22 protein-coding genes are annotated in these 17,930 nt (G+C 60.2%); 8 read left to right on the forward strand and 14 right to left on the reverse strand.

Annotated elements, in window-relative coordinates; translation table 11 throughout:
- Window positions 1–122: 122 nt before the first annotated feature.
- A complete protein-coding gene (locus tag TSACC_RS10440; RefSeq protein ID WP_202815946.1) occupies window positions 123–800 on the reverse strand; it encodes an LssY C-terminal domain-containing protein in 678 nt (225 codons plus the stop codon).
- Between the two features lie 108 nt (window positions 801–908).
- Window positions 909–1,286, reverse strand: a complete 378-nt coding sequence (locus tag TSACC_RS10445; protein ID WP_075079247.1) for a winged helix-turn-helix transcriptional regulator — start codon at window positions 1,284–1,286, stop codon at window positions 909–911.
- Between the two features lie 27 nt (window positions 1,287–1,313).
- Here TSACC_RS10445 and TSACC_RS10450 point away from each other — a divergent pair, with 27 nt between their 5' ends.
- Window positions 1,314–1,652, forward strand: coding sequence for a nuclear transport factor 2 family protein (locus TSACC_RS10450; protein ID WP_075079248.1), 339 nt, complete (start codon window positions 1,314–1,316; stop codon window positions 1,650–1,652).
- Window positions 1,649–2,440, forward strand: a complete 792-nt coding sequence (locus tag TSACC_RS10455) for an SDR family oxidoreductase (RefSeq protein ID WP_075079249.1) — start codon at window positions 1,649–1,651, stop codon at window positions 2,438–2,440. Before TSACC_RS10450 ends, TSACC_RS10455 begins: the two co-directional genes overlap by 4 nt.
- A gap of 36 nt (window positions 2,441–2,476) precedes the next feature.
- Here the strand turns inward: TSACC_RS10455 and TSACC_RS10460 are convergent, their stop codons facing one another.
- The 4 genes from TSACC_RS10460 to hflX form a co-directional block, all read right to left on the reverse strand.
- The gene (locus TSACC_RS10460) at window positions 2,477–2,866 is read right to left on the reverse strand and encodes a peptide chain release factor family protein (RefSeq protein WP_084400366.1); all 390 of its coding nucleotides are present in this window, start codon (window positions 2,864–2,866) and stop codon (window positions 2,477–2,479) included.
- A 7-nt stretch (window positions 2,867–2,873) separates the two neighbouring features.
- Window positions 2,874–5,063: a DUF3857 domain-containing transglutaminase family protein gene (locus TSACC_RS10465; protein WP_075079251.1), complete on the reverse strand. Its 2,190-nt coding sequence runs from the start codon at window positions 5,061–5,063 to the stop codon at window positions 2,874–2,876.
- A 41-nt stretch (window positions 5,064–5,104) separates the two neighbouring features.
- Window positions 5,105–5,857: a metallophosphoesterase family protein gene (locus TSACC_RS10470; protein ID WP_075079252.1), complete on the reverse strand. Its 753-nt coding sequence runs from the start codon at window positions 5,855–5,857 to the stop codon at window positions 5,105–5,107.
- A gap of 69 nt (window positions 5,858–5,926) precedes the next feature.
- Window positions 5,927–7,231 carry a GTPase HflX gene (gene hflX / locus TSACC_RS10475; RefSeq protein WP_075079253.1) on the reverse strand — a complete coding sequence of 435 codons (1,305 nt, stop codon included), beginning with the start codon at window positions 7,229–7,231 and terminating at the stop codon, window positions 5,927–5,929.
- A 40-nt stretch (window positions 7,232–7,271) separates the two neighbouring features.
- On the opposite strand from hflX, the gene TSACC_RS10480 reads away from it, so the two are divergent.
- From TSACC_RS10480 to TSACC_RS10490, 3 genes are read left to right on the forward strand one after another with little or no spacing between them, the layout of a single operon-like run.
- Entirely contained in the window at window positions 7,272–7,748 is a 477-nt protein-coding gene (locus tag TSACC_RS10480; RefSeq protein WP_075079254.1) for a hypothetical protein, read from the forward strand.
- Window positions 7,749–7,795: 47 nt separating this feature from the next.
- Entirely contained in the window at window positions 7,796–8,536 is a 741-nt protein-coding gene (locus TSACC_RS10485) for a Nif3-like dinuclear metal center hexameric protein (protein ID WP_075079255.1), read from the forward strand.
- Complete coding sequence (locus TSACC_RS10490) at window positions 8,536–9,129, forward strand: DNA-3-methyladenine glycosylase (RefSeq protein WP_075079256.1); 594 nt, start codon at window positions 8,536–8,538, stop codon at window positions 9,127–9,129. The genes TSACC_RS10485 and TSACC_RS10490 overlap by 1 nt, the downstream gene beginning before the upstream one ends.
- 308 nt (window positions 9,130–9,437) lie before the next feature.
- Here the strand turns inward: TSACC_RS10490 and TSACC_RS10495 are convergent, their stop codons facing one another.
- Window positions 9,438–9,917, reverse strand: a complete 480-nt coding sequence (locus tag TSACC_RS10495; RefSeq protein WP_174548589.1) for a L,D-transpeptidase — start codon at window positions 9,915–9,917, stop codon at window positions 9,438–9,440.
- Window positions 9,918–9,940: 23 nt separating this feature from the next.
- Here TSACC_RS10495 and TSACC_RS10500 point away from each other — a divergent pair, with 23 nt between their 5' ends.
- From TSACC_RS10500 to TSACC_RS10510, 3 genes are read left to right on the forward strand one after another with little or no spacing between them, the layout of a single operon-like run.
- Window positions 9,941–10,939 (forward strand): aspartate-semialdehyde dehydrogenase, encoded by a 999-nt coding sequence (locus TSACC_RS10500; RefSeq protein ID WP_075079257.1) that lies wholly within the window; start codon window positions 9,941–9,943, stop codon window positions 10,937–10,939.
- A gap of 27 nt (window positions 10,940–10,966) precedes the next feature.
- Entirely contained in the window at window positions 10,967–11,980 is a 1,014-nt protein-coding gene (locus TSACC_RS10505) for a DUF7544 domain-containing protein (RefSeq protein ID WP_075079258.1), read from the forward strand.
- The gene (locus TSACC_RS10510; RefSeq protein WP_075079259.1) at window positions 11,981–12,604 is read left to right on the forward strand and encodes a LysE family translocator; all 624 of its coding nucleotides are present in this window, start codon (window positions 11,981–11,983) and stop codon (window positions 12,602–12,604) included. It begins immediately after the preceding gene.
- A 5-nt stretch (window positions 12,605–12,609) separates the two neighbouring features.
- Here TSACC_RS10510 and TSACC_RS10515 read toward each other — a convergent pair whose 3' ends face one another.
- From TSACC_RS10515 to trhA, 7 genes are all read right to left on the reverse strand, one after another.
- Window positions 12,610–13,338, reverse strand: a complete 729-nt coding sequence (locus TSACC_RS10515; protein ID WP_075079260.1) for a glycerophosphodiester phosphodiesterase family protein — start codon at window positions 13,336–13,338, stop codon at window positions 12,610–12,612.
- A 1-nt stretch (window position 13,339) separates the two neighbouring features.
- Entirely contained in the window at window positions 13,340–13,792 is a 453-nt protein-coding gene (locus TSACC_RS10520) for a ribose-5-phosphate isomerase (RefSeq protein WP_075079261.1), read from the reverse strand.
- Window positions 13,789–14,754, reverse strand: coding sequence for a biotin synthase BioB (gene bioB, locus TSACC_RS10525; RefSeq protein ID WP_075079262.1), 966 nt, complete (start codon window positions 14,752–14,754; stop codon window positions 13,789–13,791). The genes TSACC_RS10520 and bioB overlap by 4 nt, the downstream gene beginning before the upstream one ends.
- Complete coding sequence (gene xseA / locus TSACC_RS10530) at window positions 14,751–16,298, reverse strand: exodeoxyribonuclease VII large subunit (protein WP_169809605.1); 1,548 nt, start codon at window positions 16,296–16,298, stop codon at window positions 14,751–14,753. The genes bioB and xseA overlap by 4 nt, the downstream gene beginning before the upstream one ends.
- A 36-nt stretch (window positions 16,299–16,334) precedes the next feature.
- Entirely contained in the window at window positions 16,335–16,871 is a 537-nt protein-coding gene (locus TSACC_RS10535; RefSeq protein WP_075079263.1) for an SRPBCC family protein, read from the reverse strand.
- Window positions 16,868–17,176 carry an ArsR/SmtB family transcription factor gene (locus tag TSACC_RS10540; RefSeq protein ID WP_075079264.1) on the reverse strand — a complete coding sequence of 103 codons (309 nt, stop codon included), beginning with the start codon at window positions 17,174–17,176 and terminating at the stop codon, window positions 16,868–16,870. The genes TSACC_RS10535 and TSACC_RS10540 overlap by 4 nt, the downstream gene beginning before the upstream one ends.
- A 68-nt stretch (window positions 17,177–17,244) precedes the next feature.
- Window positions 17,245–17,886 (reverse strand): PAQR family membrane homeostasis protein TrhA, encoded by a 642-nt coding sequence (gene trhA, locus TSACC_RS10545; protein WP_075079265.1) that lies wholly within the window; start codon window positions 17,884–17,886, stop codon window positions 17,245–17,247.
- Window positions 17,887–17,930 lie beyond the last annotated feature (44 nt).

The following is a 17,930-nucleotide window of genomic DNA, read 5'->3' on the forward strand; positions in this document are numbered from 1 at the left end:
GAGGCGAGTCGGATATGCCCCTTGGCTTCCCCCAAAACTAGGGATGTGTGCGATGATACCACCCCAACGCCTGAGCGTTTGGCGGTAGCCCTCTCGGTTGGGCGCGCGAGAGGGACCGTGAGTTATTTTTTGAGGATGATCGCGCCGAGCCTTCCATCGGTACGCCAGAGGTCTCCGCCACCATTGCGGCCCTCGTGTTCCGACTGGAAGTTAGTGACGTAATATTCATCCTGGATGAAGCCCGCCTGCTTAAGGCCTGTCATGACGAGATCACGCTCGGCGTCGACATCCGGGCCGATATGGTGGGTCACCTGGGCGTTGGCGTGACTAAGTCCGACGCGCTCGTCGAGGGTGGCTGATCCGAACCAGACGGGACGACCGTCCTTGAGCTTGTCCCATCGCCAGAATCTCACGTGATGGCGCTGGCGCGGACTGTCTCCGATGGGAAGCTCAAAGGCCAGATCCTGCTTGCGATCGAAAAGAAACAAGCTGCTGACCGGAGCTTGGTCGTCGGGCTTTTTGATGACGGAATCCACCGCGATGCGCACGCTGCTGTCGAAGGTGATCGGGTCGGCGGGATACCATCCAGCCTTGTTCATGGCGCGAACAAGTTCCGCCTCTTCTCCCTCGATGGCGATATTGACCGGATCTCCCGGATGTCCGTCCGACGTGTGAGTGATGCGCGGGCCTCCATTGAAATGATGGCGGTAAAACGACCGCGTGATCATGGGGATAAGGATGTAGGCCGCCAGGGCCCAGACCAGGAGAATGACGACAAACAGGGGGATACTTTTCTTCATGCGGAGCATGGTGCCGACGACCTATGAGTCTGACTGGATGGTAGCCTCGTTGTCGAGAGCGAGGAAAGCCCAAAAGCAGCAATGCGCTGATTGGGCTTCCTGCGTTCCTTACGTCTGGTGGCCACCATCGGGACGTTTGCCGGCCCACGTGAGAAGCGCGTCGAGGGCGGGACAGAGGGACTGGCCCCACCGGGTCAGTGAATACTCCACCTTGGGCGGGATTTCCGGATAGACCCGTCGCAAGACGATGCCGTCTTTCTCCAACTGCCGAAGCTGCTGCGCGAGCATCTTTTGGGTGACTGCGGGAATGGCTCGTTCGAGTTCCGAGAATCGTCGTACTCCTCCATCAAACAACTGAAAAAGGATCAGGAGTTTCCAGCGCCCTTCGAGCATCTTGAGCGCCTTTTCCACGTCGATCGCCGCCGTCTCGGGGGTATAGGGTACGCCCTGGGGATCCATACTTACTTTTTTGTGGGTTCTTCCCATTTGGGAACTATGGATTATCGTGGGGTTATGACAACGAGCAATTCATCGGAGGTCCCAGCGCCGCTTGCGGATTATATCGAGGCCGCCAACGCCGGAATGATCGAGCCAGCTCTTGCCTCCTTCTCCGAAACCGCCGTCGTGCAGGACGAAGGCGGAGAATACTGTGGACATGTAGCCATCCGCGATTGGATCAAGGAGACGGTTGGGAAATATCAGTTCCGGGTCACGCCTCTCGCAGTTCACAAGTCGGGAGATCATGTCGTGGTGCAGTGCCAGGTTGGTGGCAGCTTTCCCGGGAGTCCGGTGCAACTCGATTTTGATACTGTCGTCTCCGGCGGAAAAATCTCTCATCTTTCCATTCGATGAACAGCATTTCTGTCCGGGAGTTTGAGGGCCGCCGGGTCCTGGTCACCGGAGGAACCAAGGGAGCGGGGGCTGCCATGGTTCATCGGTTTGCCCTGGCTGGCGCCAGAGTCGCCACCACGGCGCGTTCGGCAGTCTGTCCAGACGGGGTAAACTGCGAGCTTTACATCCCGGCTGATGTTGCAACGCCGGAAGGCGCCACGAATGTTGGGCGCACTCTCACTGAGCAATGGGATGGAGTGGATGTCCTGATCCACAATGTGGGCGGATCGGCCACGCCCGGAGGGGGCTTCGCCGTCATCACCGATGAACTGTGGGAACAGGAGTTGAATGTGAATCTCCTCGCGGCCGTGCGGCTTGACCGATTGTTGCTGCCTTTGATGATCGAGCGAGGAAATGGGGTCGTCATCCATATTTCCTCCATCCAGCGCCGCCTCCCATTGCCCGCATCAACCACGGCCTATGCTGCCGCCAAGGCGGCGTTGACCACCTATAGCAAATCCTTGTCCAAGGAGGTCGGACCCAAAGGAGTGCGGGTGCTTTCAGTCGCGCCGGGCTGGATCTACACATCAGCCGCGGAAGGGCTCGTGAAACGAATCGCCGATCAGGGAGGCGTCGACGAGGATGCGGCCCGCCAGCAAATCCTCGATTCCCTAGGCGGTATTCCCATCGGCCGTCCCGCGATGCCGGAGGAGGTGGCTGATCTGGTGGCCTTCCTCGCTTCACCTCGCGCCGCATCGATTCACGGAACGGAGCTGGTCATCGATGGAGGAACCATTCCGACGGTCTAGGCAGCTGGGCGTGTTTTATTATGCGCCCTTGGCTTTCTAGGTCGCGACGCGTCCGCGCATCTTCTTCGTCTCACCGCGGCGGCGTTTGCCTTCCACCATCTTGGCTTTCGTCGCCCGGGAACGCTTCGCTTTTTGTCTGCGAGCCTTGGAAACGGCAGCCAGTCGGGCTTGGCGGCGCTCCGCCTTCCGGCGTTCGAGCTCGGCGATAAATCGTTCGATGGCCAGGTGGCGGTTTTGGGATTGAGACCGGGAGTCGCTTGCGACGATTCGGGTGCCAGTGGGCACATGCAGTAACTCGACTGCGGTGCTGACCTTGTTGACATGCTGGCCGCCGGGTCCGCTGGATCGGGTGAAGGAAAAGGTAATGTCCTCAGGGCGTATCCCCACCGCCTTCAGCCGGGCAGCCAGTTTCTCTTCGATTGCCATACTGATCCTAGGTCCCCGGCGGTCTGTTGCCTGGTGGCTGGAAGGGCGAGGCGGGCACCGGCTTGGCCCGGCGATGCATGCGGAATGCCAGCACGGCGAAGAGCAGCAGAAAAAGCGAGCCCATGAGAAGCCCGGCGGCGCCAGCGGCCAGAATGATGACGGCCGAAGTTTTCCAAGCCGGGGAGGACCGGGGAGGTGTTTTCACTTCCTCGGACTCCTCCTGCGTCCCTCCTTTGGTCCAGGAATGTGGCACGGTGATCATGTAGCCGGTCGACCCGTAGGCGCGGTCGAGGTTGGAGAGATAGCCGCTCATGCGATACGAGGGCACATGGTCGGCCTTGGCCTCGTATTTATGCCGCAGGGTCAGTCGGCTGCCATCCGGCGTGGCGGTGAAGGAGTAGTGAAAAGAAGGGTCGTTGACGGTCTCCGAGTCGGAATCGAAATTCATCGAGCGAGGAAACGAAAGTTCTATCACGCTGTTGACCCTGGCGGGATAGTCCAGCGCATAGGGCATTTCGCGGGATGAGGACTCCGGGCGGGATAAGCGCTGGCTGACGATGTCGGCGTCGACCTTGCCCTTGAGATGATCCTCATCGTCGTCATTTTTCCAGAAATCCCGGATGACGTATTTTTCCCGGCAGGTGATGATGTTGCGGGAGCGATCATCCGTAAACTCGGGAACCTCGACGGATTGGATATTCTCGTGATCCCGGCCGTAAAAGCTGCGGTAGTTCTTGGTAATCTCCTCCTGGCTGTAGTTCTCGAGATTCCTCCGCATCACATCAGCCGCATGGCCACGGTAGACGGTCTCGACGGAGAGATTCACCAGGCCGGAGAAGTCGGGGAAATCGTAGTTCTCCTTCACATCGGTGACGGTCTTGTCGTAGCCGCCCGCCTTGATCTCGGTGAGGTCAGTGGTGTCGTCGCGGAGGACGAGAGCCTGATGATAATCGGGGAAATAAATATCTCCGAGTGCGCCGCCCTGATTGTCCTCGGTGGGGTCGAGCCAATACGTCTTGCCGTCGAGCGAAAGGTGGACGACGACGTGATTGAACGCCCATGCGGAGGGCAGCCAGTTATCATGTTTCAGCCAGCCTTCGGTGGTCACCAGGGCCGGGTCGGCCTGGAAGCCGAGGTCGCGGAGCATTGCGCAAAGAAGGACGGCCTTGTCCTTGCAGTCGCCAAAACGGCGCGAAACGATCTCCGACAAGGCATGGGGTTTGTGTGCGTTGGGGCCGATCTCGATGCCGAGATAGCGGATATTATCCTGCACATACCAGAGTGCGGCTCGGATCTGATCTTCCGGCTTGGGCAGGGTGCGGATGCGGGCGACCTCCTGCTTGATTTCATCGGGCAATTCCTCCGACGTATTGTAGAGAGGAGCGCCCCATCTCGCGACGTCCGACCAGGATTTCCACTCCGAAAGCTGCACCCAGCCCCAGGGATCATACCAGTCGGGCAGAGTGTCGTCGGGAATCAGCGGCCGGACATTGCTGGCCGTCCAGCGGTATTCCGTCGTGCCGTCGGAAAGGGTGTTTTGTGTCGGAGCGAGATCGGAGTTGTGGCTTCGCACCTGCAGGGTGCGATCCCTGGGCCAGAGCAGGCGATAATGGAGCGACGAAACCGGCTCGTCACCGATAGTGCCGAACGAGTCCATGAACTTCCCTCCAAAGATCGGATTCTCACCCTCATAGGTGAACGCGTACTCGACCACATCGCCCACCCGGATGTCGTTCAGCACCATGATGACCGAGAGCTGGCCGTCGAACATGTTGCGATCCAACTGTTCTTCGCGATGGAGAGTGCGTATTTCCTGATCTGGCAGGCGGTCGATCTCCTTCCCGTCGCGATGAATCACCAGCTTGTTCAGGACGAGGTGCTGGTAGGTCGGATCGACCAGGATGGTGATACTGGAGTCGTTCTCCACCGAGGACTTGGTGGAAAACTGACGCGCATAATGATGATAGCTGGTTTGCTCAGCGGCATTGTTTTGCTCGTCCTGCAGGAGCCAGACGCGACTGCCGTTGCGTTCCTTTTTGTCGACCGGCGGCGGCACCTTCTCCGGCTGCGCCCAAGCAGGTGCGGGGCCTTTGCGTACAGCCTGTTCCTCACTGGGTGTCTCGGCGGAGACAGGGTGGGAAAATGCCAGGAGGCAAACGATGCTCCAGAGCGCGATCCCTTTACGGCCAGCTTTCATGAGATGATGCCCTTCTTAAGGCGGAAGCTCCCTGCTGGCAACTACTCCCCGATAGAAAGCCGGTCGGCGTTCCGTCCAGAGATGCGCGTCGAGAAGATCCGACGGCGAGCGGATTCGATGTCGTACGGAATCCTACGGAACGTCACATCGCGACTCTCGCGTTCATAGATCACATAGCTGGCGCGAGGGTCTCCATCCCGCGGTTGCCCGACGCTGCCGACATTGATCGTGTATCTGTGTTCCTGCGAGAGCCGGACATTGGCCAGGGCGGGCTTGTGCGCCTTCACCACCGGGCCTTTCTCTTCCCAGATGATCGGGACGTGCGAGTGCCCGTGAAAAGAAACAGGCGTGGTTTGCGCCTTGAAGTTTCGCCGGGCATCCTCGGTCCGAAAGACGTAGGGAAACTCACCTGGGTGGTGCAGAGAGGAGTGCACGGCTGTAAAGCAGCCGATCTTGCTCACCAGCGGCAGTTCGCGCAGCCAGGAAAGCTCGTCGTCAGTGAGTGACGTGCGAGCCAGTTCGATCGGGCGGCGGATACTGGATGGCATTTCTTCCAGGTATACGATGTCGTCAAATACAGTCATCGCCTCATGGTTTCCCATGACGACGATCGGGCACAGGTCGCCAATCTTTCGGACACATTCAGCAGGAGCGCCGCCGTAGCCGACAATGTCGCCGAGGCACACAACCGCTTGCACGCCGTGTTCGCGAATGTCTGCGAGGACTGCATCGAGTGCGTCGATGTTTCCGTGAATGTCACTGATGAAGGCGACGCGGGGGTGAGCGTCCAACATACTCTTCGAGGAAGAGGAGTTAGCAAACGCGCCCGGGTGTGGCAAGTCTACGAAACGTTGCGCCACGTTTTATCTCGGCAGAGAGGTCGATTCCTTAGCGGGCGTGACGATGAATTCTGTCAGAATCTCGAGCAACCGTGCAGGGACGGAGGCGCGCACCATGGCGTACTCGGGTTCGTATGCCATCTCGTGGATTTGCGCCTCGCGGTGAAGACGGGCCAGAAGATCGCCACGGTGAGTCGGGATATGGAGCATGGTTTCCTGGACTTGGTCGCTGACGAAATCTCCGATGCGATTCACCAGTGCATCGATGCCGTCGCCGCTATGGACGGAGACGAAAACCGCCTCGGGGAAATGGCGGCGCAGGACGGCTCGAGTGGAGGGGTCCGAGACCTTGTCCATCTTGTTGAAGACCACGAGCGTCTTCTTGGTATCGGCACCGAGTTCCTCAAGCACCTTCATGGTCGTGTTGTAATACTCCATCACGCGCGGGTTGGAGGCGTCGAGGACGTGAATCAGAAAGTCCGACATCGTAGCCTCTTCCAGCGTGGCGTGAAAGGCCTCGACGAGCTGGTGGGGGAGTTTGCGGACGAAACCCACCGTATCCGTGAGCAGGAGCGGCTGCTTGTTGGGCAGGGCGATCTTGCGGGTGGTCGTGTCGAGAGTGGCGAAAAGCTTGTCCTCGACCAGCACTTCCGCACCGGTGAGCCGACGCAGGAGGGAGGATTTCCCCGCATTTGTATATCCCACGATGGCTGCATTGGGCACGGGGGTGCGCTTGCGATCCTTGCGCTGGGTGGCGCGGGCTTTGCGCACGCTCTGGAGTTCCCGACGCAGGCGATCGATCTGGCCGCGAATCTTTCGGCGGTCCTGCTCGAGCTGGCTTTCACCTTCACCCTTGGCCCCGATGCCGCCGCCCTGTTGACCGAGGTGGCTCCACGCCTTGGTCAGGCGGGGCAGAGAGTAGGCCATGCGGGCGAGATCGACCTGGATCTTGGCCTCGCGTGTCTGCGCCCGGGCGCCGAAGATATCGAGGATGATCTCCTGGCGGTCGATCACGAGCACCTTGGTGAGGTCCTCCCAGTTCCGCTGCTGGGCGGGGGTCAACTCGTTGTCAAAGATGAGCACATCGCAATCGAGTTCCTTGATACGGTCCGCGATCTCCTCCGCCTTGCCCGATCCGATCAGATAGCGCGACTGGGGCTCGCGATGGTAGACAAGCATCTTTTCTCGTACGGGCACGCCCAGGGTGCGCACCAGTTCCTCGAGCTCGCTCAACAGGTCCTGCGCTTCGTCTTCCAGGTCGTTTCCGGTAAAGGCTCCGACGAGGAGCGCCCGCTCGACCATTTTTTCCCGCGCTTTGATTTCAAACATCTCGTGCGTATCTTAGCAGGAATCCCTGCGGCTTTCCACGATGGCATTTTCCCAGCTTCATCTTGTGCGAATCGGTCTGGCTCTCGTCATCCTGGTTTCTCCTTTGGCGGTCAACGCCTCGGACGAGGTGCCACCCGAGGTTCAGGCGGCTGATTCCGTGCTGGCTCGGGCGGGCCTGCCTGCCATTCCCGGAAACGCGACCGAGGTGACATGCTACTCCTGGAGCCAGACGTCCGCAGGGGTTTATGCCGTATTTGTCCTCAAGCCGGAGGAAATCGCCCCCTATGCCGAGCAGTTTCGCGGGTTTTCCCGGGCGGAGCCGATCCCTCCCTCCGTCCTGCCCGCTCCGCTCCCCGATGCGCCATGGTTCAACCCGGCGGGAATTGCCCAGGGCTACGTGCTCTGGCGCACCCAGGTGACGATCAGCGCCCCGGAACTCGTCCGGCTCTTCGTTGATACCGAGGCGCATCGCTTGTTTCTTTATTACACGTGGAATAACCGCAACGTGGCCTACTAGCGGCAAAAGCGGTTTGCCCGACGAGGACGCCGCGCTAGATTCCGCGCATGCAACTGAGGGAACTCGCCGCTTTTCTCAACACGGAACTCCGGCTCGCTGACATCAAGGATTACCCCAACGCCGTGAACGGCCTCCAGGTCGAGAACCTCGGTGAGGTCAGTCGTGTCGCCGTGGCGGTGGATGCTTGTGAATACATTCTCCGCGCCGCCGTGGAGCAGGGGGCGGATTTGCTCATCGTTCATCACGGTTTGTTCTGGAGCGGATTGCAGCCCGTGACTGGAGCGCTCTATCGCAAGCTCAAGATCGCTCTCGAAGCCGATTTGGCCGTCTACAGCGCGCATCTCCCGCTCGATGCCCACCCCACGTTGGGAAACAATGCCCTCCTTTGCGATGCTCTTGGGCTGCCTCCGGAACGTGAGCCCTTTCTCGATCTCGGCTGGAAGGCTTCGTTGAAGATTTCCCGAGAGGAACTTTCGGATCGGCTGGCCCGGGCCGTCGGTGGCCGGGTGCATGTGGCGCCGGGCGGAGCGGGGACGATTCGCTCGGTCGGCGTTGTCACGGGTGGAGCCGGCGGCGAGGTATTCAAGGCCGCCCAGGCTGGTGTGGATGCCTTTGTCTCAGGAGAGGGGCCTCATTGGAGCTATACTGCGGCGGAGGAATGCGGCATCGACCTGTTTTATGGCGGTCACTATGCCACGGAAACCTTCGGGGTGAAGGCGCTGGGAGCTTTACTGGAGTCGCGCTACGGTCTCCCGTGGCAATTCATCGACCATCCCACGGGCCTGTAATGCTACCACGCTCGTTTTTTGAAAGGGATCCGGTGCCCTGCGCCCGGGATCTCATCGGTTGCGAACTCATCTGGGGCGAGGCGAGGGGAATCGTGGTGGAGACCGAGGCCTACGATGCTGAGGATGATGCGGCCTGCCACACATTTTCGCGGCCCAGTGCCCGCACTTTTGTGGCGAAACATCAGCCTGGAACGGCCTATGTGTACTTCAACTACGGCGTACACTGGATGCTCAATGTACTCGTGAAGGGGAACCGCCAGGGTTTCGTTCTCATTCGCGCCCTTGAGCCGGTGGCTGGACTGGAGGCGATGATTCTTGCACGGGGGACGAACATCCCGACGCAACTGTGCTCAGGACCTGGCAAGCTGGCCAGGGCGCTGGGGGTTACTGGGGATGATCATGGCCGCGATCTGTGTTCCGATCCTCAACGATGCTTTCTCGCTGCTGGAGCGAGTCTGCCCGTTGCGGTCGGGCCTCGGATCGGTATTTCCCGCGCGATGGATTTCCCATGGCGGTTCCACGTACCGGCGAACCGGCATGTGAGTCACTTCAGAAGTCAAGACCGACCGCGACCGAGTCACGGCCGGTCTTGAAATTTGCTAGAGCGTAACTCCGATTACTTGGAGTAGCCCACGGTCGGAGCCGGAGCCGGCTTCGGCTTGCTGGCGCAAGCGCCGAGGCTCAGAGCGCCCGTCGCGACCGCAACAGCGGCCAAAATTTTGACGAATTTCACTTAAATGTCCCCCTCCTTTCTTAGCAGGTTGCTAGGGGGACTTTGGCAAATCCTATCCAACTGACAATAAAGAAGGTGTGAAATCGTAACAGGTTTCGCCCCTATCGAGGGGGAAGGGATCTCCCGATGCCGGGTGTCTGTCCGGGAAAAGTGGGAAATTTCGAACGTTCAGGCGACGATTTCGACGGGAGTTCCCTCGGGAATCAGATCGTAAAGTTCCTGGATATCTGCGTTTTTCATTCGCACGCACCCATGGCTGGCGGGCGTGCCGATGAGCTGCTCCTGGTTCGTCCCGTGAATGTAGATGTAGCGATCCTTGGTATTGGCGTTGCCGGGTTCCAGTCCCTCCAGCCAGAGAATACGCGTGAGGACGAGATCTTCCTCACCACCGGGAGCCGCAATGTTGCCTGTGAATTGCCTGCTGACGAAGTGCGCTCCCAACGGTGCGCCTGCACCGTGTTTTTCGGAAACGGCAAACTTTCCAAGAGGAGTCTTGAAGCTCCCCGGTTCGCTGCCAAGACCGAAGCGGGAGGTGGAAATCGGAAACTGCCGTAGCAACCGCCCGTCTTCGTGCAATTCCAGCGTCTGCCGGGGAACATTTACGAGGAGAGACAGTGTGGCGTGGACTTTTTGGTCAGGCTCGTTCATCGTAATGGTCTGTCTCTTTTGTTATGTCCCGAGATTATCGTATCGCAATTGTCGGCGCAACTGGCGCCGTGGGTGTGGAAATGCTGCGCGTCCTGGAGCGCCGCAATTTCCCTGTGGCTTCCCTGCGCCTCCTGGCGTCACCTCGTTCCTCGGGTAAAACGCTCACCTTCCGCGGCAAGGATGTCGTTGTCGAGCCGCTCCAGCCGAGCGCCTTTGCGGGCATCGACATTGCGCTTTTCAGCGCGGGCGGATCGATTTCCAAGGAATATGCTCCTGTCGCCGTGGAAAGCGGTGCAGTGGTGATCGACAACTCCTCGGCCTTCCGTCAGCACGAGAACGTCCCGCTCGTCGTGCCCGAGGTCAATGGTGCCGACGTTGCCCACCATAAGGGCATTATCGCCAACCCGAACTGCACCACAGCTATCACCCTTATGGCGCTCTACCCGCTGCACAAGAAGTTCCGGGTGAAGAGGATCTTTGCCTCCAGCTATCAGGCTGTATCTGGTGCGGGCGCCCGCGCCCTGGAGGAACTGCGCTTGCAAGTCAAGGCGGTCGCCAACGATCTCCCGATCGAGAAGGAAATCTTCCCGCATCAGATCGCGTTTAACGTAATCCCGCAGGTCGATTCCTTCCTCGACACCGGCTACACCAAGGAGGAGATGAAGATGCAGAACGAAGGACGTCGCATCATGCACCTGCCGACCTTCAAAGCCTCGGTCACCTGTGTGCGCGTGCCGGTCTATCGCGCTCACTCCGTCGCCGTGAGTGCCGAGTTTGAACGTCCTGTCACGCTGCACGAAGCGCGCGAGGCGATCAACGCCTTTCCGGGCATCGAACTCCGCGACGACACAGCGTCGCGCGATTATCCGATGCCCCTCGACTATGCGGGCAAGGACGATTGCGCCGTCGGACGTCTGCGCCTCGATTGCGCCTTGGAGAATGGCATCAGCTTCTGGGTGTGCGGCGACCAGCTTCTCAAGGGAGCTGCGCTCAACGCCGTCCAGATTGCCGAGCTTCTCTAGGGAAGCAATTTTGATCGCAGCGAACTCATGAACATCATCGACCCACTTTCCGTTGCCTGGCAGGCCGTATCGAAACAGCTCTTCCAGAATTTTCGCTTCGGAAAGTGGTTCGCTCTGGGGCTTTCAGCCTGGCTGGCAAATATCCTGATCGGGAATACAGGCAACTGCACCTTCCCGTTCAATATTCTCAACGTCCTTTTGGATGTAGGTTCCAAGTCGCACTCTTCATCCGGCTTGATACCGCAATGGCCGCAGTTTCTTGCCTCGGCACCGGTTCCGGGGCAGGCGACCACTCCGGATTTGTCCCAGGCCATTGGCGGCTCTTCAGCGTTTTTGGGCATCTTCGGTGTGATCCTTATCGCTGTCGTGGTGGTCGCACTGGCCTTGGGATTGGTCATGCTCTGGCTGGGATGCCGTGGGCAGTTCATGCTGCTCGATAACGTGCTTCACGATCGCGACCAGGTGATCAAGCCATGGAAGGAGTTTCGCAAGCACGGCAATAGTCTGTTTCTTCCCTTCCTCTTTCTTGGCGGCGGCAACATCATCCTGATCTTTGCCGTGGTTATCGGAGTCGTAGCCTTTTCGGAAGTACCGGGCCTCGGAAATTCCGTGGAGACATGGGTATGGGTTGTGCTCGGACTTGTCTGCATGCTTTCCGTCGCCCTGGTCGTGCTCGCTGCGATACTGCTAATGCTGGTGCGGGAGGTGGGCTCGGTGTGGATGTATCGCAATGGCGGCACTGCCTGGGATGCGATGAGGCGTATCCTGGCATTGGCCGCGGAAAAGCCTGCCGATGTTGTTCTCTACATCGTAGCGCGGATCGTACTCGGCATCGTTTTCTGGTCCGCTCTGATGCTTGTCGGATTCGCGACCTGCTGCTTGGGATTTTTGCCGTACCTCAATACCGTGATTACTCTTCCTGTCAGCGTATTTCGCGTCGTGTACAATGTGGAGTTGGTCGCCCAGTTTGGTGCGGAGTTTGACGTTCGCATTCCAGGCACTCCGGCCATTCCGGGGCTTCCTCCGGACGCCGCGGTCTAGATGTCGCCCGCACTCCTGGCCGCCTGGTGTGGAACCATGGCGGTGATCAGTCTCACTCCTGGTGCCGGGGCCGTGGCCTCAATGTCTAGCGGCGCGACTTATGGGTGGATGCGCGGGATCTGGACAGCCGTCGGGCAGCAGCTCGCCTTGGTGTTTCTACTAATGGTTGCCGCAGTGGGATTGTCCTCGTTGCTTCACACGGTTCCCTTTGCGTTCTTCGTCATGCAACTGGCGGGAGCGATGTATCTGGCCTGGATCGGCATTCGCCTCATCCTTCAGTCGTTTCACGAAAAGCAGATGGGTGGTCCTGGTCGGCAGGCGATTCCCTCCACGCCGACAGGAATGATTCGCCATGGCTTTCTCGTAAATGCGACGAATCCCAAGGCGCTGCTGGCCATGTTTGTCATCACGCCCCGATTCTTGAATCCGCAGGAGGCCCTCATTCCGCAGTACGCGATCATGGGGCTCTGTATGGTCACGATCGATATCGTGGTGATGGCAGGCTACACCGGAGTCGGAGCCTCCGTGCTGCGCTCATTGACCGAGTCCCGCTGGCGGCGGCGGGTGGATCGGCTTTTTGGATCGCTCTTCCTCATCGCCGCGGTGATCGTGGCGAGAGGCTGAGAGTCTCAAGGACGGAAGTTTTCGAAGATGATCGCGTCCGCATGTTGACTGGCGGCCGCCGCCTCCTCCTTGCTGCGGACCGTCCAGGCCAGGATCGGCAGGCGGTATTTCTTGCGGATCAGCGAAGACGCGAAGGACGGGAGATCACGCCAGTCGTGGCTGAGAAAGTGCGGTTTACTGATGCAATTCCACACGTAATTGCGAAGCAGGATGGTCTTCCACCACGGGCGGAAGTCGTCCTTGTACGAGTACGAGATCTGGCCGCGGGGAGCGCTGAAATAATTCGTGCGGAACCAGCCGAGGGTGAGGGGATTGAAGGACTGGATGGCAAAGGGACCGCGGTAGGAAACGAGCTGGCGGCACACCTCCTCCTCCAGCATGCCGGGCTGGGCGGGATTTTTGATCTCGACGAAGATCGGTACGCGCCCATTAACAAGAGCCAGCACATCCTCGAGCATCGGAATCTTTTCCTGGGTGTCGAAGAGAGTCAGGTTGCGCAGATTGGCCGAGCTCACGCTCGACACCTGAAGACTCATGCCGCAGAGGCGATCCAGCGAGGCGTCGTGAAATACCGCTGCCTTCAGATCGAGCGTAGCGCGAACGTCGATCTCCACCGCGTAGTCCGCTTCGATGGCGGCCTCGATGGCCGCCAGCGAGTTTTCCGGACGGGAATAGTCATGCAGACCTCGATGAGCGATAGGTCTGTTGGCTATCCACGCGATGTTTGTGGTCATTTTACTGCATGGGCTGGCCGGCTTCGTAGCGGTCGAGTTCCGCGATGCGGTTGACGTGGCGGCCGCCTTCAAACTCGGTCGTGAGCCAGATGTCGACGATGCGCAGGGCGATCTCGATCGAGATCATGCGTTCGCCGATGGAGAGCACGTTGGAGTTGTTGTGCTGGCGGGAAAGCTGGGCGGTTTCATCGCTCCAGCATAGAGCGCAACGCACTCCCTTGACCTTGTTGGCTGCCATGGCCTCGCCATTGCCCGATCCTCCCAGCACAATGCCACGCTCGCATTCGCCCCTAGCCACGGCTTCTGCCGTCGGGATGATCCAGAGCGGGTAGTCGGTGGAGTCCAGACTGTAGGTGCCGCAGTCCTTGACCTCGTGGCCGAGTTCCTTCAGGTGGGCGATGATCTGTTCCTTGTACTTGAAGCCGGCGTGGTCGGATCCGATGGCGATTTTCATACGGGTTGGGGAAGGTCGGAGTAAGGGGCCTGGGGCGTAAGGTCGAGTTCGCGGAGGAGTTCCATGTCGGCGTCGGCCGCAGGATTGGAAGCGGTGAGCAACTTGTCACCGTAGAAGATGGAGTTCGCCCCGGCGAAGAAGCAGAGCGCCTGCGCTTCGCGGGTCAGCAGGGTGCGGCCGGCGGAGAGGCGTACCTTGGCCTTGGGCAGGACGATGCGCGTCGTGGCGATGAGGCGCACGATTTCAAAGATGTCGACCGACTTGGATTCCTCGAGCGGGGTGCCGCTCATCGGCATGAGACAGTTGATCGGCACGCTCTCGGGCGCGGGATCGAAGGAACACAGCACCTCCAGCATCTTCAGGCGGTCGTCCTCCGACTCGCCCATGCCGATGATGCCGCCGCAGCACACGCTCAGGCCCGCGCGCTGCACGGCGCCGATGGTGTTAAGGCGGTCGTCAAAGGTATGTGTGCTGACGATATTCGGGTAATGCTCGGGCGAGGTGTCGATGTTGTGATTGTACGCTGTGACACCGGCCTCACGGAGTTTGCGGGCTTCGATGTCGCTGAGCTGGCCGAGGGTCACGCAGACCTCCATGCCGAGCTTGTTGACCTCGCGAATGGTATCGAGCATCTGGTCAAACTTCCGGTCGCCATCGCGCACGCCCTTCCAGGCTGCGCCCATGCAGAAACGGGTGGAGCCATTGGCCTTGGCGCGCTCGGCGTAGGGCATGACCTCCTCGGTGGTCATGAGCTTCTCGGCCTTGACCCCGGTGGAGTACCGGGAACTCTGCGCGCAATACGAGCAGTCCTCGCTGCACCCGCCCGTCTTCACACTCAGCAGGGTGCAGAGCTGCATCTCGTTGTTCGGCCAGAATTCGGTGTGGACCCGACGGCTCGTTTCGATCAGTTGGAAAAAGGGCTGGGAGTAGATGCCCTTGAGGTCTGCGAAAGTCTTACTCACGTGGACGGTCTTTCTATCCGCCCCGGTGGCGGCGCGTCAACGCTGCGCGCTTCGGATTCCACCTCGCCGTCCAGGAAACGGGTGCGCAATGTTGCGCCGGGTGAAACGCCTGCCGCTCGCGTGACCGGCTTGCCGGAGGCATCGAGGGTGATGGTGTAGCCCCGCTGCAGAGTTCCCTCGGGACTCAGGGCGGAAAGGATTCCCCGGGTATGCTCCAGCCGGGCGTGGCGATTTTCCATCTCGCGCAAGATGCTTTCTTCGAGACGGTTGCCGAACCAGGTGAGCGACTGGCGGGCTTGGGCCAGTTTGTTCTCGGGCGACTGGTTTTGCAGGCGGAGGGAGAGGTTTTTCAGCAGATGGCTCGGGCGTTCCCAAGCTTCAGTTGCCCGGCGCTCGATGATCTCGGCCATCCGGTCGGTTGTCTGGCGGAGTTCCGCGACCCGGCGCTCCGGCTCGCGCAGCGCGGCACTGGAGGCAAGAGCCCTGACCTGGGCGGTAAGCAGGTCAAAACGAGCCTCCATCGTGCGGTGCAAACGGGCTGCCTGCTGGCGGAGGCTGGAGAGCACCTCGACCCGATCAGCCGCGAGGATTTCCGCCGCCGCACTCGGTGTCGGCGCGCGCAGGTCGGCAACAAAGTCCGCAATGGTGAAGTCAATCTCGTGGCCTACTGCGCTGACCACCGGCACGCTCGCGTCGGCAATGGCTCTGGCGACCACCTCCTCGTTGAATTCCCACAAGTCTTCAATACTGCCGCCGCCGCGCGTGACCACGATCACCTCGACGGGCGGGAGGTGGTACTTTTCCGGCTCGGAGAATTCCCGCACCGCCTGGGCGATCTCGCGGGAGGCTCCCGCGCCCTGGACGCGCACGGGGTTGATGATGACCTCTATGCCGGGATGGCGGCGGTGGAGGACGTTGAGAAAATCTTTCAACGCCGCACCCGTGGGCGACGTCACGACGCCGACGACCTTCGGGAAGCGCGGCAGTGTGCGCTTGCGGTCAGGCTCGAAAAGACCCTCGGCGGCGAGCTTCGCCTTGAGGGCTTCAAACTTTGCCTGGAGCAAACCCTCGCCCTTGTTGCGCACGATGCGCACGACGAGTTGATACTGGCCACGGGCTTCGTAGACCGTGACCTGGCCAAAGACCTGCACGCACTGGCCGTCCGTCAGGTTGACCCCGCGCAGTTGCGAGGCCTGTCCGGCGAAGAGGACGCAGGAGAGCTGGCTGCCTGCGTCCTTCAGGGTGAAATACTGGTGCCCGGACGATTGCTTGCGGAGGTTGGAAATCTCGCCCTCCACCCAGAGCTCACCGACGTGGTCCTCGATGAGGCCGCGAATCGAGCGCGTTAACTGGCTGACGCTCAAGACGACCGGTTCCTTCGGAGCGGGCGGCTCGGGATCGGGCTGCGGCGGCGCAGTCAGATCGAGTGTGACTGGCGCGGCTGGTTTGGACTCAGTCGCTTCCTTAGCTTTTGGCTTGGGCGTCTTCGCGGGCGCGGGCTTGGGAGGCTCGGCGGAGCCAAAGAGGTCCAGTTGCGGCTGCACGCCTGAGTATGGCCCAATTCCGAGCCATGGCAAACCTCAGTCTTTCACGCCGAGCTTTTCGCTGTAGCCCTCTTTGAGTTTGAGAAAGTTCTCCCAGAAGGGCTGGGGTTCGATTCCCTCCAGGCGGGCCGAGAGGATATCGAGGTGCAACTGCCAGCCGGACGAGACGTAGAGATTTGTCGTCGGATCGAGCTTACGGTGGATGAGTTCCAGCCGGGTGCCATCTGCCACCGGCGTCAGATGAAAGCTCACCTCGGACGTTTCATTCCAGGTGAAAGCCAGCAGATGCGGCGGATCGCATTGCGTGACGACGCCCTCCTTGTCCGCGCCCTCATAATGCACGTCGCGGAAATCCTCCGGCGGTTCCTCGTTGGGCGAGATATTTTTATGCAGGAAGTGGAGATGGACCTTGCCGCCGACGCGGAGTTCCATTTCGCCGCTGGCGAGCCAGGTGGCGCGTTTGTCGGATTCCGTGACGTAGGCCCAGACGCGCTCGATGGGAGCGGGGAGGGTGCGGGTGAAGCGGACTGTTCCGGGGGTGGTGTGGTCGCCGTTGAGTTCGATGTTGCTCATGGTGTGGAGTTTTTGCGGAGTTCCTGTTCCAGCGCATCCAGGCGGCCTTCCCAGAAGGTTCGCATGCGCTTTGTCCACGCCTCGATCTCCGCCAGCCCTTCCGGGTTGAGGGATTGGATGCGCTTCTGGCCTTCCGCGCGCACCTTCACCAGTCTGGCCTCGCGCAGCACCTTCAGGTGCTGGGAGATGGCTGGCGCGGTGAGCGAAAAGGCCTTCACGATCTCCCCGGCAGTCAGTTCCCGCAGCGCCAGCATCTCAATGATCTGGCGGCGAGTCGGATCTCCCAGGGCGGTCAGTGGTGACATGCGAGATATATTTAAGTATAAACTTAATTAAATAAAGACGAAAATACGGTATCGAGAAAAACAACCGGCTAGCGGACCGAGTAGCCAAAGACCGCCACGGCGTGGCAAACGGTCCCGCCGAGGACGAAGAGATGCCAGATGAAATGGGCGTAAGGACGGTGCTTGGCGGCGTAAAAGACGATGCCGCCCGAATAGAAAAATCCCCCGGCGAGAATCCACGCGATGCCGGGCATGGCCATGCCGATGGCGAACGGCTTGGCCCAAAGCAGGCCGATCCAGGCGACGAGGAGATAGATGACATTGGAGATCTTGCCGAACCGCAGGGAGCCCGAGACCTTCATCGCAATACCGAGTGCGGCGAGAACCCACTCCAGCCCGAAAAGCCAATACCCGCCATGCTCGCGCAGAGGCCCAAGGGTGATCGGCGTGTACGTTCCCGCGATGAGGATAAAGATCGCCGAGTGGTCGAGCAGCCGCACCTTCCGGCGCAATTCCCCTGGCGGGAGCGCGTGGTAAAGGGTGGAACTGGTGTAAAGCAGCAGCACCGAGCAGTAGAAGACCCACGCCCCGATCGCACCATAAACCGACACGCGCGAGACGACGCCAAGCAGCGCAGGCAGGCAAGCCAGCGCCATCAGCACGCCAATTGCCGCGCTGGCGGTATTGGCAAAGCGTTCCGCCTGAGATTCCGGTCGTTCCTGTGCGCTCATGTGGGCAAGCCCACACTGTGCGCGTCTTCCGCAAACGCGGCAAC

It is taken from the genome of Terrimicrobium sacchariphilum (assembly GCF_001613545.1).
Classification (GTDB): Bacteria; Verrucomicrobiota; Verrucomicrobiia; order Chthoniobacterales; family Terrimicrobiaceae; genus Terrimicrobium; species Terrimicrobium sacchariphilum.